The organism is Streptomyces sp. NPDC030799 (genome assembly GCF_055572255.1).
In genome coordinates, this window is record NZ_JBVIDS010000019.1 from 21,648 (window position 1) to 38,838 (window position 17,191).

General features: G+C 72.1%; 17 protein-coding genes. 5 read left to right on the forward strand and 12 right to left on the reverse strand.

Annotation, left to right across the window (positions count from 1 at the left end; translation table 11 throughout):
• Positions 1-102: 102 nt before the first annotated feature.
• Together ACZ41I_RS37260 and glxA are read left to right on the forward strand one after the other, a co-directional pair.
• Positions 103-2,088, forward strand: a complete 1,986-nt coding sequence (locus tag ACZ41I_RS37260) for a glycosyltransferase family 2 protein (protein WP_399768681.1) — start codon at positions 103-105, stop codon at positions 2,086-2,088.
• Complete coding sequence (gene glxA, locus ACZ41I_RS37265) at positions 2,085-4,022, forward strand: radical copper oxidase GlxA (protein WP_363216195.1); 1,938 nt, start codon at positions 2,085-2,087, stop codon at positions 4,020-4,022. Before ACZ41I_RS37260 ends, glxA begins: the two co-directional genes overlap by 4 nt.
• 41 nt (positions 4,023-4,063) lie before the next feature.
• Here the strand turns inward: glxA and ACZ41I_RS37270 are convergent, their stop codons facing one another.
• The 11 genes from ACZ41I_RS37270 to ACZ41I_RS37320 form a co-directional block, all read right to left on the reverse strand.
• A complete protein-coding gene (locus ACZ41I_RS37270) occupies positions 4,064-5,101 on the reverse strand; it encodes a glycoside hydrolase family 6 protein (protein WP_468516236.1) in 1,038 nt (345 codons plus the stop codon).
• A gap of 97 nt (positions 5,102-5,198) precedes the next feature.
• Positions 5,199-5,864: a class F sortase gene (locus ACZ41I_RS37275; RefSeq protein ID WP_363216197.1), complete on the reverse strand. Its 666-nt coding sequence runs from the start codon at positions 5,862-5,864 to the stop codon at positions 5,199-5,201.
• 8 nt (positions 5,865-5,872) lie between these two features.
• Positions 5,873-6,430: a hypothetical protein gene (locus ACZ41I_RS37280; protein ID WP_399768674.1), complete on the reverse strand. Its 558-nt coding sequence runs from the start codon at positions 6,428-6,430 to the stop codon at positions 5,873-5,875.
• Positions 6,431-6,566: 136 nt separating this feature from the next.
• A complete protein-coding gene (locus tag ACZ41I_RS37285) occupies positions 6,567-7,346 on the reverse strand; it encodes an HAD-IIA family hydrolase (RefSeq protein WP_363216199.1) in 780 nt (259 codons plus the stop codon).
• A gap of 130 nt (positions 7,347-7,476) precedes the next feature.
• A complete protein-coding gene (locus tag ACZ41I_RS37290) occupies positions 7,477-8,175 on the reverse strand; it encodes an HAD family hydrolase (protein ID WP_468516237.1) in 699 nt (232 codons plus the stop codon).
• Between the two features lie 6 nt (positions 8,176-8,181).
• Entirely contained in the window at positions 8,182-9,306 is a 1,125-nt protein-coding gene (locus ACZ41I_RS37295) for a TIGR03364 family FAD-dependent oxidoreductase (protein WP_468516238.1), read from the reverse strand.
• Positions 9,307-9,439: 133 nt separating this feature from the next.
• Positions 9,440-10,195 carry a GntR family transcriptional regulator gene (locus tag ACZ41I_RS37300; protein WP_468516239.1) on the reverse strand — a complete coding sequence of 252 codons (756 nt, stop codon included), beginning with the start codon at positions 10,193-10,195 and terminating at the stop codon, positions 9,440-9,442.
• Between the two features lie 55 nt (positions 10,196-10,250).
• Positions 10,251-11,198 carry a hypothetical protein gene (locus ACZ41I_RS37305; RefSeq protein ID WP_468516240.1) on the reverse strand — a complete coding sequence of 316 codons (948 nt, stop codon included), beginning with the start codon at positions 11,196-11,198 and terminating at the stop codon, positions 10,251-10,253.
• A 95-nt stretch (positions 11,199-11,293) separates the two neighbouring features.
• Positions 11,294-11,578 (reverse strand): hypothetical protein, encoded by a 285-nt coding sequence (locus ACZ41I_RS37310; RefSeq protein ID WP_468516241.1) that lies wholly within the window; start codon positions 11,576-11,578, stop codon positions 11,294-11,296.
• 24 nt (positions 11,579-11,602) lie between these two features.
• Positions 11,603-11,959, reverse strand: coding sequence for a hypothetical protein (locus ACZ41I_RS37315; RefSeq protein ID WP_399768662.1), 357 nt, complete (start codon positions 11,957-11,959; stop codon positions 11,603-11,605).
• A gap of 358 nt (positions 11,960-12,317) precedes the next feature.
• Entirely contained in the window at positions 12,318-13,526 is a 1,209-nt protein-coding gene (locus ACZ41I_RS37320) for an ROK family transcriptional regulator (protein ID WP_468516300.1), read from the reverse strand.
• A 48-nt stretch (positions 13,527-13,574) separates the two neighbouring features.
• Here ACZ41I_RS37320 and ACZ41I_RS37325 point away from each other — a divergent pair, with 48 nt between their 5' ends.
• The 3 genes from ACZ41I_RS37325 (at position 13,575) to ACZ41I_RS37335 (ending at position 16,132) form a co-directional block, all read left to right on the forward strand.
• Complete coding sequence (locus tag ACZ41I_RS37325) at positions 13,575-14,654, forward strand: Gfo/Idh/MocA family protein (RefSeq protein WP_468516242.1); 1,080 nt, start codon at positions 13,575-13,577, stop codon at positions 14,652-14,654.
• On the forward strand, positions 14,654-15,175 hold the full coding sequence (locus tag ACZ41I_RS37330; RefSeq protein WP_468516243.1) for a heme-degrading domain-containing protein: 522 nt from the start codon (positions 14,654-14,656) through the stop codon (positions 15,173-15,175). The genes ACZ41I_RS37325 and ACZ41I_RS37330 overlap by 1 nt, the downstream gene beginning before the upstream one ends.
• Positions 15,176-15,265: 90 nt before the next feature.
• Positions 15,266-16,132, forward strand: a complete 867-nt coding sequence (locus tag ACZ41I_RS37335; RefSeq protein ID WP_468516244.1) for an LLM class F420-dependent oxidoreductase — start codon at positions 15,266-15,268, stop codon at positions 16,130-16,132.
• A 77-nt stretch (positions 16,133-16,209) separates the two neighbouring features.
• Here the strand turns inward: ACZ41I_RS37335 and ACZ41I_RS37340 are convergent, their stop codons facing one another.
• The gene (locus tag ACZ41I_RS37340) at positions 16,210-17,070 is read right to left on the reverse strand and encodes a fumarylacetoacetate hydrolase family protein (protein ID WP_399768655.1); all 861 of its coding nucleotides are present in this window, start codon (positions 17,068-17,070) and stop codon (positions 16,210-16,212) included.
• Between the last annotated feature and the right edge of the window lie 121 nt (positions 17,071-17,191).

Sequence of the window (17,191 nt, forward strand, 5' to 3'; positions counted from 1 at the left end):
GGAAGGTCGCCGTCCCATGTCTATGAGGTGGGGAAGACGTGGGGACTGCGAGCCACCACAGCGACAAGACACGCGGTGACCTGCGTGTGGGGGGAATGACTCATGACGTCGACGCCGCCGGGCGCCGGACCGAGCCACGCTCACAACGACCCGTCACAGACCACACAGCTCAGGGCGGTCACGCACCGGACCGGCCAGTTCCGCCGGATGAGGAAGAGCCTGCCGAGATACGACTACGAGCACTACAGCCGGCTCGCGGGCCCCCTCACCCAGCCCGACCCGACCAAGCCGTACAAGGTCCAGTACCGGTCGCTGCTCTCGCAGGAGCCGCACCGCATCCGCGCCGCGCTCATGCTGGGCGCGGCCCCCGTGCTCTCGCTGGTCCTGCTGTTCTGGCTGCTCCAGCCCGAGCACTGGACCGAACGCGACTATCCCGCCCACGACTTCCTGCCGGCCCTCGACACCGTCATGCTCGTCTCGATCGGCCTGATCGAGTTCTTCCGCTGCATGAACGTGCTGTCCAACGCGCACGCCACACTCGTCGCCCGCGACCCGATACCGGTCGTCCCCGAGACCGGCACCCGCGTCGCCTTCCTCACCTCCTTCGTCCCCGGCAAGGAGCCGCTGGAGATGGTGACGAAGACCCTGGAGGCGGCGGTGAAGCTCCGGCACCGGGGGCTGCTGCACGTGTGGTTGCTGGACGAGGGCGACGACCCGGCCGTCAAGGAGGTCTGCGCCCGGCTCGGCGTGCACCACTTCTCCCGCAAGGGCGTCGCGCGGTGGAACCAGCCCAAGGGACCGCACCGGGCGAAGACCAAGCACGGCAACTACAACGCCTGGCTGGAGGCGCACGGCGACGACTACGACTTCTTCGCCTCCGTCGACACCGACCACGTGCCGCTGCCCAACTACCTGGAGCGGATGCTCGGTTACTTCCGCGACCCGGACGTCGGCTTCGTCATCGGCCCGCAGGTGTACGGCAACTACGACACGTTTGTCACCAAGGCCGCCGAGTCCCAGCAGTTCCTCTTCCACGCCCTGATCCAGCGCGCCGGCAACCGCTACGGCGCCCCCATGTTCGTCGGCACCTCCAACGCCGTACGGATCAAGGCGCTCAAGCAGATCGGCGGCCTGTACGACTCCATCACCGAGGACATGGCGACGGGCTTCGAGATGCACCGCGCCAAGAACCCCGCGACGGGCCGGAAGTGGAAGTCCGTCTACACCCCGGACGTGCTGGCCGTCGGCGAGGGCCCGAACGCCTGGACCGACTTCTTCACCCAGCAGCTGCGCTGGTCCCGGGGCACGTACGAGACGATCCTCAAGCAGTACTGGAAGGGCCTGTTCACGCTGGGACCGGGCAAGCTCTTCAACTACACAATGATGATCATCTTCTATCCGATGTCCGCCCTCAACTGGATCCTCGCGGCCCTGAGCTGCGCGCTGTTCCTGGGCCTGGGCGCCTCGGGTGTGAACATCGACCCGACCGTGTGGCTGATGCTGTACGGCAACGCGTCCGCGCTGCAGATCGGCCTGTACGTCTGGAACCGGCGGCACAACGTCTCCCCGCACGAGCCGGAGGGCTCCGGCGGTGTCGCGGGCATGGTGATGTCCGCCCTGTCCGCGCCGGTCTACGCGCGCTCCCTGATGGACGCGGTACTGCGCCGCAAGAGCAAGTTCGTGGTGACGCCCAAGGGCGAATCGGCGAGCCCCGACACGCTGTTCGGGACCTTCCGGATCCACTGGTTCTTCATCCTGGTCTTCGCCGGCTCCCTCACGGCCGGCTTCGCGTTCGGGCACTCCCACCCCGCGATGATCACCTGGGCGGCCTTCGCCCTGCTGGTCACCGCCTCGCCGATCTTCGCCTGGCAGTACGCGCTGCGGCAGGACAAGCGGAAGCCGGAGCCGGCGGCGGCCGGGCCGGCCGCCGAACCGCAGGACGCGGTACCGGCGCCGTACGCGGCCCACCCGCCGCATGTGCCCCAGCAGCGGCCCACCTGGGCGGCCGCCGGACAGGCGGCCAGGACCGGGGAGAACGAACAGACCATGCAGATCGCCCTTGGCGGACTTGGGGGACGTAAGGAATGAAGGACCAGGCAGGCCGCCGTCGCGCCCGTCGACTCGCGATCGGTACGGCGGTGGTACTCGCGCTGGCCGGGATGAACGGGCCGTGGGTGTACCGCTTCGGCACCGCGCAGTACCACCAGTACAAGATCAACAGACCGGAGTACAAGGCCGAGAACGGCCACTGGGACATCATCGAGTTCCCGCCGGAGTACCGCCAGGACACCATCCACGCGGCGCTCCTGCACACCGGCAAGGTGCTGCTGGTCGCGGGCTCGGGCAACAACCAGGACAACTTCGACCAGAAGAAGTTCGACACCCGGATATGGGACCCGGTCAAGGGCACGATCAAGAAGATCCCCACGCCCAACGACCTGTTCTGCACCGGCCACACCCAGCTCGCCAACGGCAACCTGCTGATCGCGGGCGGCACCAAGCGGTACGAGAAGCTCAAGGGTGACGTCACCAAGGCCGGCGGCCTGATGATCGTCCACAACGAGAACCCGGACAAGCCGATCACGCTGCCCGCGGGCACGAAGTTCACCGGCAAGGCGGGCGGCAAGACCTTCGTGTCCAAGGACCCGGTGCTCGTCCCGCGGGCGAAGAAGGTCTTCGACCCGAACACCGGCGCGTTCCTGCGCAACGACCCCGGCCTGGGGCGTATCTACGTCGAGGCGCAGAAGAGCGGCACCCAGTACGAGACCGGCACCCAGGACAACTACCGGATCCAGGGGCTGACCGGCGTCGACGCGCGCAACACCTACGGCATCGCGCAGAAACTCGCGCTCGACAAGAAGGACTTCCAGGGCATCCGCGACGCCTACGAGTTCGATCCGGTCGCCGAGCGGTACATCAAGGTCGACCCGATGAACGAGGCCCGCTGGTACCCGACGCTGACCACGCTGTCGGACGGCAGGATCCTCAGCGTCTCCGGCCTGGACGACATCGGCCAGCTGGTGCCGGGCAAGAACGAGATCTTCGATCCCAAGACCAAGAAGTGGACGTACACGCGGAAGATCCGCCAGTTCCCGACGTACCCGGCGCTGTTCCTGATGCAGAACGGGAAGATCTTCTACTCGGGTTCGAACGCCGGGTACGGGCCGGACAATGTCGGCCGTGATCCCGGGATCTGGGACGTGGACACGAACAAGTTCACCAAGCTGCCCGGGCTCAGCGATCCGAACATGATGGAGACCTCCGGGACCGTGCTGCTGCCCCCGGCGCAGGACGAGAAGTTCATGGTGATCGGGGGTGGCGGTGTCGGTGAGTCCAAGCTGTCGAGCAACAGGACGCGGCTGATCGATCTGAAGGCCGGGAATCCGAAGTTCGTGGACGGGCCCCAGCTGGAGAAGGGCACCCGGTATCCGCAGTCCTCGATCCTGCCCGACGACACGGTCCTGGTGTCCGGTGGCTCGGAGGACTACCGGGGGCGCAGCGACTCCGACATCCTTCAGGCGCGGCTGTACCACCCCGACAGCAACAGCTTCACGCAGGTCGCCGACCCGCTGGTGGGGCGCAACTACCACTCCGGGTCGATCCTGCTGCCGGACGGGCGGGTGATGTTCTTCGGGTCCGACTCGCTGTACGGGGACAAGGCGAACACGAAGCCGGGCAAGTTCGAGCAGCGGATCGAGATCTACACGCCGCCGTATCTGTACCGGGATTCCCGGCCGACGCTCGGTGGAGGCCCGCAGACCATCGCGCGGGGCGCTTCGGGGACGTTCACGTCGCAGCACGCGGCCGGCATCAAGAAGGTGCGGCTGATCCGGCCCAGCGCCTCGACCCACGTGACCGATGTGGATCAGCGGTCGATCGCGCTGGACTTCAAGACCGCCGGGGACAGGATCACGGTGACGGTGCCGAAGAATCGGAATCTGGTCCAGTCCGGGTGGTACATGCTGTTCGTGGACGACGATCAGGGGACGCCGAGCAAGGCGCAATGGGTGAAGGTGCCGTAGCGCTCCCGCGGGTTTGACGTCGGGGTGCGGGAGCGCTGCCCTCAAGGCCGGCTGTTCTTCGCCAGTTCGAGAGCGTAGGCCGGCCACCAGTCCCCCGCCTTCGGGCCGCCCTTGCAGGTGCCGTCGGACTCGCCCGGGCGCTTGACCCACAGGTAGGCGTCCACCAGCGGGTCTGCCGTCTTCGTCGTCGGGGTTTCTCCCAGGGCCCGGTTCGGTGGGTTGCACCAGCGCTGGGCCGGGTCGCCGCCTGTGTAGGGGCCGTTGCCGTTGCGGCTGGTGTCGATGACGAAGTGTTTGCCGCCCACCTTCGACGAGAGCTGCTTGCCGTAGGCGATGGAGTCCTGCGTGGAGTAGAAGTTGGAGACGTTGACGGAGAAGCCGTCGGCCCGGTCGACGCCCGCCTGCTGGAGCGGCTGGTAGATCTGGTCGGGGTGGCCCCAGCCGGCGTTGCCCGCGTCCAGGTAGACCTTGGTGTTCTTCAGGGACTTGAGCCTGGCGATCGCGCCCTTGAGGAGGTCGTAGCGCTCCTCGTGGAACCGGGCCGGGGTGCAGCCGTCCACGAGGTGCAGGACGGCGTCGGGTTCGAGGACGACCATCGCGGAGCGGTCGCCGATGCCCCGGGCCACGCCGTCGATCCAGGCGCGGTAGGCGTTGCCGTCGGCGGCGCCGCCCTGGGAGTACTGGCCGCAGTCGCGGTGCGGGATGTCGTAGAGGACCAGCAGGGCCGTGCGGTCGGACTTCTCGGCGGCCTCGGTGAAGCCGCGGGCCTCCTTCTCCGGGTTCTCGGGGCCGATCCACTCCCCCACCGGCTGCTCGGCGATCTTTCTGATCTGCTCGGCCTCGGACTTCCTGCCGGACTTGGCGTAGGCGGCGAGCCGGCGGGCCGCGGTGCCGTCCGGGTTGACCCAGAACGGGTCGGCGGCCTTGGGCTGTTGAGTGATGCGGGCCGCCGGGTCTCCCTGCTCGTCCCCGCCTCCGCCACCGCCTCCGGAGGTGCATCCGGCGAGCAGCAGTGCCGCCCCCAGCACCGCCACCGCGGACGCACGCGCGGAAGAACGGGCCCCCCTGCTGTCGTACATACGAATCCCCCCGGCCCCCTGGGCGAACTGGTCAGGGTGCCAATCGTGGCATATCCGGCCGGTGCGTCACGAGGTCGCGTGGCGGGGCGTACGGGGGTCAGCGGGTGGTTTTGGTGAGGTACGCGGAGACCACCACGTTGGCCGTGTAGGTGTGGCCGGCGCGGTCGAAGGAGCCGCCGCAGGTGATCAGGCGCAGCTCGGCGCGGCCGGGCCGGTGGGGGCCGTAGGCCTGGTCGGCGTCGAAGCCGGCGCGGGGCAGGACGCGGACGTCGTCGACGGTGAACTCGGCGACCGTGCCGTCCGAGCGGACCACCCGCACCGTCTCGCCGGGCGTGAGCGTGCTGAGCCGGTAGAAGACCGCGGGCCGGGTGGCGGTGTCGACGTGCCCGACCAGAAGCGCCGCGCCCCGGGCACCGGGGGCGGCGCCGGCGCCGTACCAGCCGACCACACCCGGCTGGTCCAGGGGCGGCGGGTCGACGGCGCCCTGGGCGTCCAGGCCCCGGCTCACCACCGGTGCCTGCACCCGCAGCCGGGGAATGTCCACCCGCTGGGGCACGGCGTCCCCGAGCGGTGTGGCCGGGCGGGGCAGCCGGGCGGGTCCGGCGGGCCGGAGGGCGAACAGGTCACCCGTTGCGGGGCCGTCCGTTGCGTGCGGTACGCCGGTCAGCCCGCGCCCCCACAGCCACAGCCCGAGCAGCAGCAGTGCCCAGGTGAGGCCGGTGAGGAGCCGCCCGGTGCCGGTGCGCCCACGGTCTTCGGACATGGGCCGCTTCAGCGCGTACGGCGGCTGCGGCGGGCGCCGAGTCCGACGGCGACCGCCGCGACACCGGCGAGGACCAGCCCGGTCACCGACTGGACGGTGTCGGGTTCGGACTCACTGGTGGCCACCGTGGCGAAGTGCGCGGTGCCACCGCCGCCCGCATTGACGGGGGCGACGGGCGTGGCGTCACCGGTGGGCGGCCGGCCGGGCACCGCGGACTGCCCGGCTCCCCCGCCGCCCACCGTGACCTTGCCGGTGATCACGGAGCCGGCGCAGGCGATCCTGACGTCGTAGACGCCCGGCGCGAGGGAGGAACGGACGCGGGTCTCGCCCGACAGGGCGCCCTGGCTGCCGGTCAGCCGCGCGTCGGAGACGAACGCGGCCGAGGTGGCGGTGGCCTGCTGCCCGGAGCAGCCGCGGACCCGCACGGACACGTCGGCGCCGGGGCCGGGGAAGGCGGGGGTCACGGAGACCGAGCCCGCGTCGGCGGCGGGGGCCGCATGGGCGGCCGGGGCGAACGTGGTGACGGCCAGGATCCCTGTACACAACGTGAGGCGTAGTGAGCCCATCGTGAACCTCCAGATATCAGGAGGCTCCCCCGGCCGGAGCGCCCCCGCATCCTCGGGGGGCGCCCCTTTGCTCCGAATGGGTGGATCGGGGTTTGAAAATCCCTGGTCAGGCCCGGTCGGACGCGGTCAGGCCCGGTCAGACCAGGTCGACCAGGTCCGCGATGGAGTCGACGACCTGCGAGGGCCGGAAGGGGTAGCGGTCGACGTCGTCGGGCTGGGTGACGCCGCTGAGCACCAGGAAGGTGCGCATCCCGGCCTCCAGGCCCGCGAGGACATCGGTGTCCATGCGGTCGCCGATCATCGCGGAGGTCTCGGAGTGCGCCCCGATGGCGTTGAGCCCGGCCCGCATCATCAGCGGGTTCGGCTTGCCCACGAAGTACGGCTTCTTGCCGGTCGCGGCGGTGATCAGGGCGGCGACCGAGCCGGTGGCGGGCAGGTCGCCCTCGATGGAGGGGCCGACGTTGTCGGGGTTGGTGGCGATGAACCGGGCGCCGTCGTTGATCAGCCGCACGGCCTTGGTGAGGGCCTCGAAGGAGTAGGTGCGGGTCTCACCGAGGAGCACGAAGTCGGGCTCGTGGTCGGTGAGGATGTAGCCGATGTCGTGCAGCGCGGTGGTCAGGCCCGCCTCGCCGATGACGTAGGCGCTGCCGCCGGGGCGCTGGTCGTCCAGGAACTGGGCGGTGGCCAGCGCGGAGGTCCAGATGTTGTCCACCGGCACGTCCAGGCCCATCCGGCGCAGCCGGGCGTGCAGGTCACGGGCGGTGTAGATCGAGTTGTTGGTCAGCACCAGGAAGGGCCGGCCGGACTCGCGCAACTTCTTCAGGAAGGCGTCGGCTCCGGGAATCGGGACGCCCTCGTGGATCAGGACACCGTCCATGTCGGTCAGCCACGACTCGATCGGCTTGCGGTCTGCCATGTTGTGCGTCTCCTGGCGTACGTACGGTCAAGAAAAGCGGGGGCGCCGGAACCACGGCGTACCGACGCCCCCAGCCTAGTCAGACCTGCGTGATCCGGACCCCGTCGATCACCCAGGACCAGTGCCCATGTCAGCGCGCTCCCGACAGCAGGGCGGGCAGGCCGGCGACGGAGTCGAGGACGTGTGTGGCACCGGCGGCGCGGAACGCGTCGTCGCGGTGGGCCCCGGTGCGCACACCGGCGACCAGTCCGGCCCCCGCGCGTACGCCGCTGAGCACGTCGTACGACGTGTCCCCGACGACGGCGACCTGCCGTACGTCCTCGGCGGCCTTGGTGCGGACGAAGGCCTCCAGGACCATGTCCGGGTACGGCCGCCCGCGCCCGCCCGCGTCGGCCGGGCACAGGGTGAGCGGGACGAGGCCGCGCCAGCCGAGCGCGTCGAGGACGGCGTCCTGGGTGACGCGGGCGAAGCCGGTGGTCAGCACGACGGTACGGCCGCTGCCCGCCAGCTCCTCGATGCTCTCCCGCGCGCCCGGCACGGGTGCGACCAGGCCGGCGTCGACGAGGTCGCCGTACGCCTTCTCGAAGGCGGTGCTGGCGCGCTGGGCACGGTCCTCGTCGCCGAACAGGTGCCGGAAGACGGAGATCTTCGACTCGCCCATCGTGGCGCGGACGTGGGCGAGGTGTCCGGCGTGCTCGGCCGAGCCGGGCGTGACGCCCAGTTCGATGGCCGCCGCCTCGAAGGCGCGTTCGACGAGTCCGCCGTCGGCGACGGTCGTGCCGGCCATGTCGAGGACGACGAGACGGATGTCGGGGGTGATGTCGGTCATGGGTGCTCACCAGCCCAGTTCGTTCGCGGTGGTCTCGGCTATCGCGGGGGCGCAGGTCATGCCGCGCCCGCCGGGCCCGGTGACCAGCCACACCCCTTCGCGCACCTGCTCGCGGTGCACCACCCGGCCGGGTTCGGTGCACTGCGCGTACACGCCCGCCCAGCGGCGGCGGATGCGCGGCAGCGGCCGGCCGAGAAGGGACTCGACGACGCCGGTGAGGTGTTCGTAGGGCTCCTCGACGGTGTCGAAGGCGAAGGGGTGCTCGTACTCGTGGGTGTCGCCGACGGTCAGGCCGCCGTCGGCGCGCTGCACCATGAGCAGCTGCATCCGGTGCGCGGCGGCGGTCTCCGGCTGCGGCTGTCCGTCGTTGAGCGCGTCCAGTGCCGGGGAGGCGTAGGCCGGGTAGTAGCGGAAGCTGTCGGCGTCGGCGACCGAGGTGGTCAGCGGTTCGCCGAGCGGGTCGGTCTGCATCATCTGGAGGCGGACGCGGCGCACCGGCAGGTCCGGGCCGGCGAGTTCGCGGACCAGTCCGCCGAGCCAGGCGCCGGTGCACAGGACGACCGCGTCGGCCCGGTGCACATCCCCGTGGTCGTCGCGGACCGTCCCGGCGCCGACCACCTCGCGGACCTCCCGACCCGGCAGGAAGGTGTAGTTCGAGGACTTCAACAGCTCGGCGCGGAGGGCGAGTTGGGCGGTGCGGGGCTCGACGGCCGCGTCCCGCTCGCAGTACAGGGCGGCGGTGAAGTCGCCCCGCAGGGCCGGGTTGAGGGCGCGGGCCTCGCCCGGCGTCAGGAGCTTGTAGCCGCGGGCGGCGGCGTCCGGGCGGGCCACGGCGGCCTCGGCGACGGCGAGCTCCAGAGCGCCCCGGACGGGGGTCAGGGATCCGTTGGGCCGGAAGCCCAGCGCCGGCACCCGCGCACCGACGCCCTCCCACAGCTCCCGCGCCCGCAGCGCGGTCTCCAGCTCCTCTCCGCCGGCGCGGCCACTGACCCAGATCTGCCCGAAGTTGCGCAGCGAGGCGCCGCGCGCCTCGGCCTCGCGCTCGATCTGGACGACCCGATGGCCGCGCTGCACTGCATGCCAGGCGTGCATGGTGCCCACCACGCCTGCTCCGACGACTGTCACTCTCACGGCGGCAACGCTCCTCGCGATCCGGGAACCGGAAACATCCGGCTGACAACGAGAGCGTGAACGACCCATCGCGTTTGGGCTAGACCCGTTATCTTCTCGTGACAACAATGGAGGCCGTCCATGGGTGGATTTCTCAGCCTTTGAGATGCGTGGTGAACGAGAACCGGTCGCCCCGGTACAGCGACCGCACCCGCTCCAGCGGCCGTCCCTCCGTGTCCCGGGAGATCCGGTGGATCAGCAGCATGGGCAGGGCGGGCGGGGTGCCGATGAGCAGGGCTTCGCGGGGTGTGGCCAGCACGGTCTCGATCCGCTCGTCGGCGTCGCCGAAGGAGACGCCCTGGGTGGTGAGGTAGCCGTAGAAGGAAGAGTCGGGGTCGAAGTCGCTGTCCAGCCGCGGCACCCGCGCGACGGCCACGTACGTGCTCTCCAGGCCGACCCGTTCCTCGTCGGCGAGCAGCACGCGCTCCAGGTGCCAGACGGGTTCGCCCCGGGTGAGCCCGGTCTCGGCGGCGAGCGCGTCCGGGCACGGGAACCGGTCGAGGGTGACGAGGGTACGACCCGGGGCGCGCCCCTGCCTGCGCACGCCCTCGGTATAGCTCGCGAGGGACAGCGGCTGGGCGAGCTTGGGCCCGGCGACGACGGTCCCCCGGCCGCGCCGCCTCAGCCTGCCCTCCAGCACCAGCTCCCGCACGGCCTGCCGCACGGTCTCCCGGGCGACCTCGTACCGCTCGGCGAGGTCCCGCTCGGTGGGGATGACGCGGCCCTCCCCGAGTTCCTCCAGCAGGGCGGCGATGCGTGCCTTGACCGCGTAGTACTTGGGGATGCGGCCGTGCTCGGGGATGCCGGAGCGGACGGGCGCGCCGGGGGCCTGGTCGTTCGGGTAGTCCACGCAGGGATCGTCGCAGACCGGACGGGTGCCGCCCCAGCGGACCCCGGTACGCGGCTCAGCGGCGCCTGCGGGCCAGCAGCAACGCTCCTGCGCCGGCGCCGAGGAGCACGGCGGCGGCCGGGAGCAGCCCGCCGGCGCGGCCGGGCCCGGTGCGTGCCAGCTCGCGGGTCCACGCCACGGCGTCCCCGGCGTCCCCGGCTTCCTCGGCCTCCTGGGCCTCCTGGGCCTCCTGGGCCTCCTGGGCCTCCTGGGCGAGCGTCACGGACGGATCGGGTGTGGCGGTGGCGGTGGTCCCGGTGCCCGGTGCGGACGGGGGGCTGCCGGACGCGCTGGGCCCCACGCCGCCGCCCTCCTGCGTACCGTCCGGATCCGGCGTCGCGCCCTGCGTCGGGTTCTGCGTCGGGTCCGGCGTCGTGTCCGGCGGTGGGTCCGCGCCGTCCTGACCGCTGATTCCGAACCGGTACGCGTTGGACTCCCCGACCCAGTCCCCGTCGTCACCCCGGCGCTGGACCACGGCGGCGGTGGCGGTGACCCGGTCGGCGGCGACGTCGGAGCGGAGCGCGAGTCTGAGCTTGACGCTGACGGTCCCGCCGGCCGGTACGGCGAACCCGTCGAACCCCTCGCCGTCGAGCACGCCGACCAGCTCGTGCTCGTCGGTGCTCTCGAACGTCACGGGCCGGGCCCGGGGGCCGTCGTAGAACTCCAGCTCGGGCTGGTCCGGCTTCAGGGCGCGCTTGTCGTCGACGAGGACGACCACCGGGTGGACGCCGGTGCAGGTCCGGCGGGTGGTGTTGGTGAGGTCGAGGTACCAGGTGCCGTATCCGCCGCCCGCCTCGTAGGAGTCCGGGCCGCCGCGGATCCGGGAGGTCAGCGGGAAGGAGTGCGCGTCGGCGCCGACGCAGGCGGGGGGCGTGCCGGCGAAGGCGGGTGCCGGCGACGACACGGGCACGGCTACGGCGGCGGCTGCGGCAAGGCAGAGGGACAGGGACGTGCACAGTCGCATGAACACATGACCATGCCGGGTCACGCGCGAAGACCGCGGACGCCACTCCACGGCGGGCCGGAACTCCGCCCGATCGGAGCTGCGCTGCCCGTGCGTCAGGAACCGCAGATGCGCTGGGCCTGGGAGGCCGTCGCGACGCGCTGGGCGTCGGCGTCCCGGAGCGCCTGCAGCTCGGACTGGTCCGGATGGCCTCCATCGGCGATCCGGCGTTCGATGCCCGTCTTCAGGGCTTCGTAGTCGAGTCGGGCCTGGTCGGCGGCTGCGACGGCCCGGTCACAGGCAATGTCCGTGCTGCGCGCGGAGGCGGCATGGGCCGCCGGGGAGAACACGAGGAGCAGCACGGCACCGGCCGCAGCCGCCGACAGACGTACGGACACCATGGGATGAACCTCCGGGGTGCGGGATCAGGAGGACAGCAGGACCATCCGGGTGTCGTCCTGCGTGTCGACGCATTGCTGGTACGGGTTGGGGTCGCCCTGGCGTTCCTGGCACTTCCACGTGGCCCCGGCCGCGCGCACCTCGACGGGTGCGCCCTTCGTGCCGTGCCAGACCTTGGTGTAGGCGGCCGCCGCCCGGAGCGCGCCGGCACAGGGCACGTTCTCGGTGGCCGACACCCCGAGGCCCGAAGCCCGGTCCGTGCCGCAGAAGGGGGTGGGTGTGCGGGGCGCCCCGGTGCCGGCGGAGGTCTGGGCGGGCACCGCGAGGCAGAACGCGGCGGCTGCCAGCAGAGCGGCGATCGTTCTCGTCCTGGTCGCGTGCACGTGGTGCCTCCTCGCCCTGCGGAAAGGCCGGCGCACCGAGTACCCAGGGCGGCCCTGGTCCACGTGCCGAGGTGCCCGCGACGCGTCATGCGGGGCGGACAGGAGGCGGTTCTGCGGATGCTTTGCGGCTGGTCGCTCCCCCACGTTCCCGGCTTCACTCGAACCCGGGGGGACTTCCATCGCGGCGGGGCCGCACATCGACACCACCCGCGCCCCCGGGATTGCGGTGCCGTCGACTGCACTGCGCCGCCGCTGCGAGCAGCCCGGCCACCGGGGCGGTGCCCGCCGGCCGCCCGCCGGCGCCGGCAAGCGGCCCAGCCACCGGCCGGCCACAGCGCAGGGCGCCCGGCCGGCTGCCTCAGGCGTCCCCTCGCCCGAACAGCGGCCCCAGCAGCAATTGCGCCGCACCCTCGGCGACGACCCGTTCCCCGCCCGGGGCAACCCGGACCGGCACCGTCCCGCCGAGCACCCCCTCCCTCCGGGCCCGGGCGTCGAGAACCTCCCGGACGCCCCCGGCGAACACCCCGGGCGCCGCCGCGACCGTCCGCCCCCCGAGCAGCACCACATCGATGTCCAGCAGCCCGACCAGATTCCCCGCCCCCACCCCCAGCACCCGCGCCGCCTCCCCGTTCTCCCCGCGCGCCACCGCCGCCAGGCACAGCACCTCCACGCACCCCCGGTTCCCGCACTCGCACAGCGGCCCGTCCAGCTGGATCACCTGGTGCCCGAACTCCCCCGCCCCGGTCCGCGCCCCCCGGTGCACGCGTCCGCCGATCACCAACCCGGCGCCGAGCCCCGTACCGAGATGCAGATACGCGAAGGATCCGCCCTCACCCCCGGCCGACAGCCCGAGCGCCGCCGCGTTCGTGTCCTTGTCCACCACGACCGGGACCCGCAACCGCTCCCCGAGCGCGTCGCGCAGCGGAAAGCCGTCCCACTCGGGAAACCCGGTGACCCGGTGCAGCACACCCCGCGCATGGTCGAGCGGCCCCGGCAACGCCACCCCCACCCCGAGCAGCGTCCCCGCGCCGGCCGGCGCCCCGGCGCCGGTGAGCCCCTTCGCACCCGGGCCGAGCCCGTCGTGCACCACGCCCTCCACCGCGCCGACGACCGCCCCCAGCACAGCCTCCGCCCCGGCCCCCAGATCCAGCGCGGCCCGCCGCTCACCCACCACGGTCCCGTCCAGATCGACCAGCACCACCCGCAGCTCGTCGCGGTCCAGATGGACCCCCACCGCATGCCCGGCGTCCGGCACGAGCCGCAGCACGGTCCGCGGCTTGCCGCCCGTCGACGCCCGCCGCCCGGCCTCCGCCGCGAGCCCCTGCTCCCGCAGCCGCGCGGTGATCTTGCTGACGGCCTGCGGGGTCAGCCCCGTCCGCTCGGCCAGTTCGAGCCGGCTGATGCCCCCCGCCCCGGCGTCCCGCAGCAGTCCCAGCACCAGCGCGGTGTTGTGGCTGCGCACCACGCCGAGATTCGCCCCCGCGGGCCCACCGCTCCCCGCCGCGCTCCCCGACCCCGTCGTCGCCCTCGCCCGCGTCTTCGCCCTCGTCCTGTCCACGGCACCCATTGTCCCCACCGCTTGCACTTTGGCAACAGCGTTGCGAAAGTGGGTGTCATGACAGGACGCACGACTGACACCCCCCTCCGCGTCGGCCTGATCGGCTACGGCCTCGCCGGCTCCGTCTTCCACGCCCCGCTGATCGCCGCCACCGAGGGTCTCGCCCTGGACACCGTGGTCACCTCCCACCCGCAGCGGCAGGAGCAGGTCCGCGCCGAGTTCCCCGACGTGACGCCCGTCGCCACGCCCGAGGAGCTGTTCGAGCGCGCGGACCGGCTGGACCTGGTCGTCATCGCCTCCCCGAACAGGACGCACGTCCCGCTCGCCACCGCCGCTCTCAAGACGGGCCTGCCGGTCGTCGTGGACAAGCCGGTCGCCGGCACGGCGGCCGAGGCACGTGACCTGGCCGCCCTCGCCGAGGAGCGCGGCCTGCTCCTGTCGGTCTTCCAGAACCGCCGCTGGGACAACGACTTCCTGACGCTGCGCCGGCTGCTCTCCCAGGGCGACCTGGGCGACGTATGGCGCTTCGAGTCCCGCTTCGAGCGCTGGCGCCCCCAGCCGAAGGGCGGCTGGCGCGAGTCCGGCGACCCGGCAGAGATCGGAGGTCTGCTCTACGACCTCGGCAGCCATGTCGTCGACCAGGCCCTGGTGCTCTTCGGCCCGGCCACCGAGGTGTACGCCGAGACGGACAGCCGCCGCCCCGGCGCCGAGACCGACGACGACACCTTCATCGCGCTCACCCATGCGAACGGCGTCCGCTCCCACCTCTACGTCTCCGCGACGACCGCCCAGCTCGGCCCCCGCTTCCGGGTGCTCGGCTCCCGTGCCGGCTATGTGAAGTACGGCCTCGACCCGCAGGAGGCGGCCCTGCGCGACGGCCTGCGCCCGGGTCCGCAGTGGGGCGCCGAGCCCGAGTCCTGCTATGGCCGTATCGGCGCCGGAGAGTCACCGGTGACCGGTGGCGGCACCCCCGTACCGACCCTCCCCGGCGACTACCCCGCCTACTACGCGGCCGTCGCGCGCGCCCTGACCGGCGCCGGCCCCAACCCGGTGACGGCGCTGGAGGCGGCCGCCGCCCTGGACGTACTGGAAGCGGCCCGCAGGTCCGCCCTGAACAAGGTGACGGTGACCCTCTGATGCAGCACCAGCAGCACCCTCAGCGCCATCCGCAGGTCACCCCGAGGGACACCCCGGAGCTGACCCCGTCCGTCGAGGAGCTGGAGGCGCAGGAACGCCGCCTGGTCCTCCGGCAGTTCACCCACGACGACGCCTGGGCCCTCGGCTCGCTCCTCGTCGAGCTGGCCCGGGAGCGCCAGGCCCCGGTCGCCGTCGACATCCACCGCGCCGGGCAGCAGCTCTTCCACGCGGCCCTGCCGGGCTCCACCCCGGACAACGACGCCTGGATCGCCCGCAAGCGCCGCGTGGTGGAGCGCTACGGCGCCTCCTCCTACCTGGTCGGCGCCCGCTTCCGCGCCAAGGGCACGACCTTCGAGGACTCCTCCCGCCTGGACCCCGACGTCTACGCGGCCCACGGCGGCTCGTTCCCGATCCGCGTCGAGAACGCCGGCGTCATCGGCGCGGTCACCGTCTCCGGCCTTCCCCAGCTGCAGGACCACCGGTTCGTGGTGGAGGCGCTGGAGGCGTTCCTCGACCGGTAGCGGCCGGCGGGATTAAGCGGGCGGTCCCTCCGGTTGCACTGGCCGTAACGCTTGACGATCAAGGTTCGGCACCCGCGGAGGGATCGCACGATGAGTGACGCACTCAAGGACAGGATCGGCCGGTACGGCATCTGGAGCGTCGGCCTGCGTTCGGAGGACCCCGCCCGGCGCAGCGAACTGGGCGAGGCGGCCAATGAGTTGGAGGCGCTGGGCTACGGCGCCCTCTGGCTCGGCGGCAGCAGCTCGGCGGCCAACGCCGTACCGCTGCTGGAGGCGACCGGGCACATCACCGTCGGCACCAGCATCCAGAGCATCTGGCAGCACGAGGCGGAGTCGAGCGCGGCGGCCTTCGCCGAGCTGGACCAGGCCCACCCCGGCCGCTTCCTGCTCGGCCTCGGGGTGAGCCACGCCAAGCTCGCCGACCAGTACCGCCGTCCCTACGCGGCGATGGTCTCCTACCTCGACGCGCTGGACACGGCCGGGGTGCCCGCGGACCGCCGGGTGCTGGCCGCCCTCGGCCCGAAGACCCTTCAGCTGTCCAGCGACCGGGCGGCGGGCGCGGTACCGTACCTGGTCACCCCGGAACACACCGCCGAGGCCCGCGGCATCCTCGGCGAGGGCCCGCTGCTCGCCCCGGAGCTGAAGGTGGTCCTCGAAACCGACCCGGATCGCGCCCGCACCCTGGCCCGCGGCGCCCTGGCCCTCTACCTCGCCCTGCCGAACTACACCAACACCTGGCTGCGCCTCGGCTTCACCGAGGACGACCTGGCCGAAGGCGGCAGCGACCGGCTGGTCGACGCCCTGTTCGCCTGGGGCGACGAGAACCGCATCCGCGAGCGCATCGACACCTACCACCAGGCGGGCGCCGACCACCTGGCCCTCCAGGTGGTGACAGGGGGCGAGCGCGACGCCCTCCCGAGGCAGGAGTGGCGCCGCCTGGCTTCTCTCCTGGCGTGAGCGGACCGACCCCGAGGGGCGCGGGGAACTGCGCGGCGGCGGACCCCCGGCCGCCGAACTCGCGCAGCCCCGCCCCCTCAGGCGTCCTTCAACTCCTGCCGCTGCCGGCCGAGCCCGGCGATCTCCAGCTCGACCACGTCCCCGGCCCTCAAGTACGGCTTCGGCTCGGGCTGCCCCATGGCCACCCCCGCCGGCGTCCCGGTATTGATCACGTCCCCGGGATACAGCGTCATGAACCGGCTGACGTACCGCACGACCTCGCCCACGGAAAAGATCTGCTGGGCCGTCGTACCGTCCTGCTTCAACTCCCCGTTGACCCACAGCTTCAGCGACAGGTCCTGCGGATCGGGCACCTCGTCCGCCGTCACCAGCCACGGCCCCAGCGGATTGAACGTCTCGCAGTTCTTCCCCTTGTCCCAGGTCCCGCCGCGCTCGATCTGGAACTCCCGCTCGGACACGTCATGGGCCACTGCGTACCCCGCGACATGCCCGAGCGCCGCCTCGGCCGACTCCACACAGCGGGCGGTACGCCCGATGACGACGGCCAGCTCGACCTCCCAGTCGGTCTTCACCGAACCGCGCGGCACCAGCACCGTGTCGTTCGGCCCGACCACCGTGTCCGGCGCCTTGAGGAAGACCACCGGCTCGGCCGGCGGCTCGGCACCCGTCTCGCGGGCGTGGTCGTGGTAGTTGAGCCCGATGCACACGATCTTCCCGATGCGGCCGAGCGGCGGCCCGATGCGCAGCCCCGTCGCATCCAGGTGAGGCAGTTCGCCCGAGTCGAGCGCCGCGCGTACCCGGGCGAGCGCCGCCTCGTCGCCGAGGAGCGTGCCGTCGATGTCGTCCACGATGCCCGACAGGTCCCTGAGGGTGTCGTCGGTGTCGTCGAACAGCGCAGGCCGCTCCGCGCCTGCCGGACCGACTCGCAGCAGCTTCATGGTCACATCTCCCTCGATCGCGGGGCGCCCGGACCGATGTGTGCAGCCATCGGAGGACTGGCCGATCCTCCAATCCCGCTGTCCACTCCGCAAGACCCTGTTCACGTACTGGACCGTAACC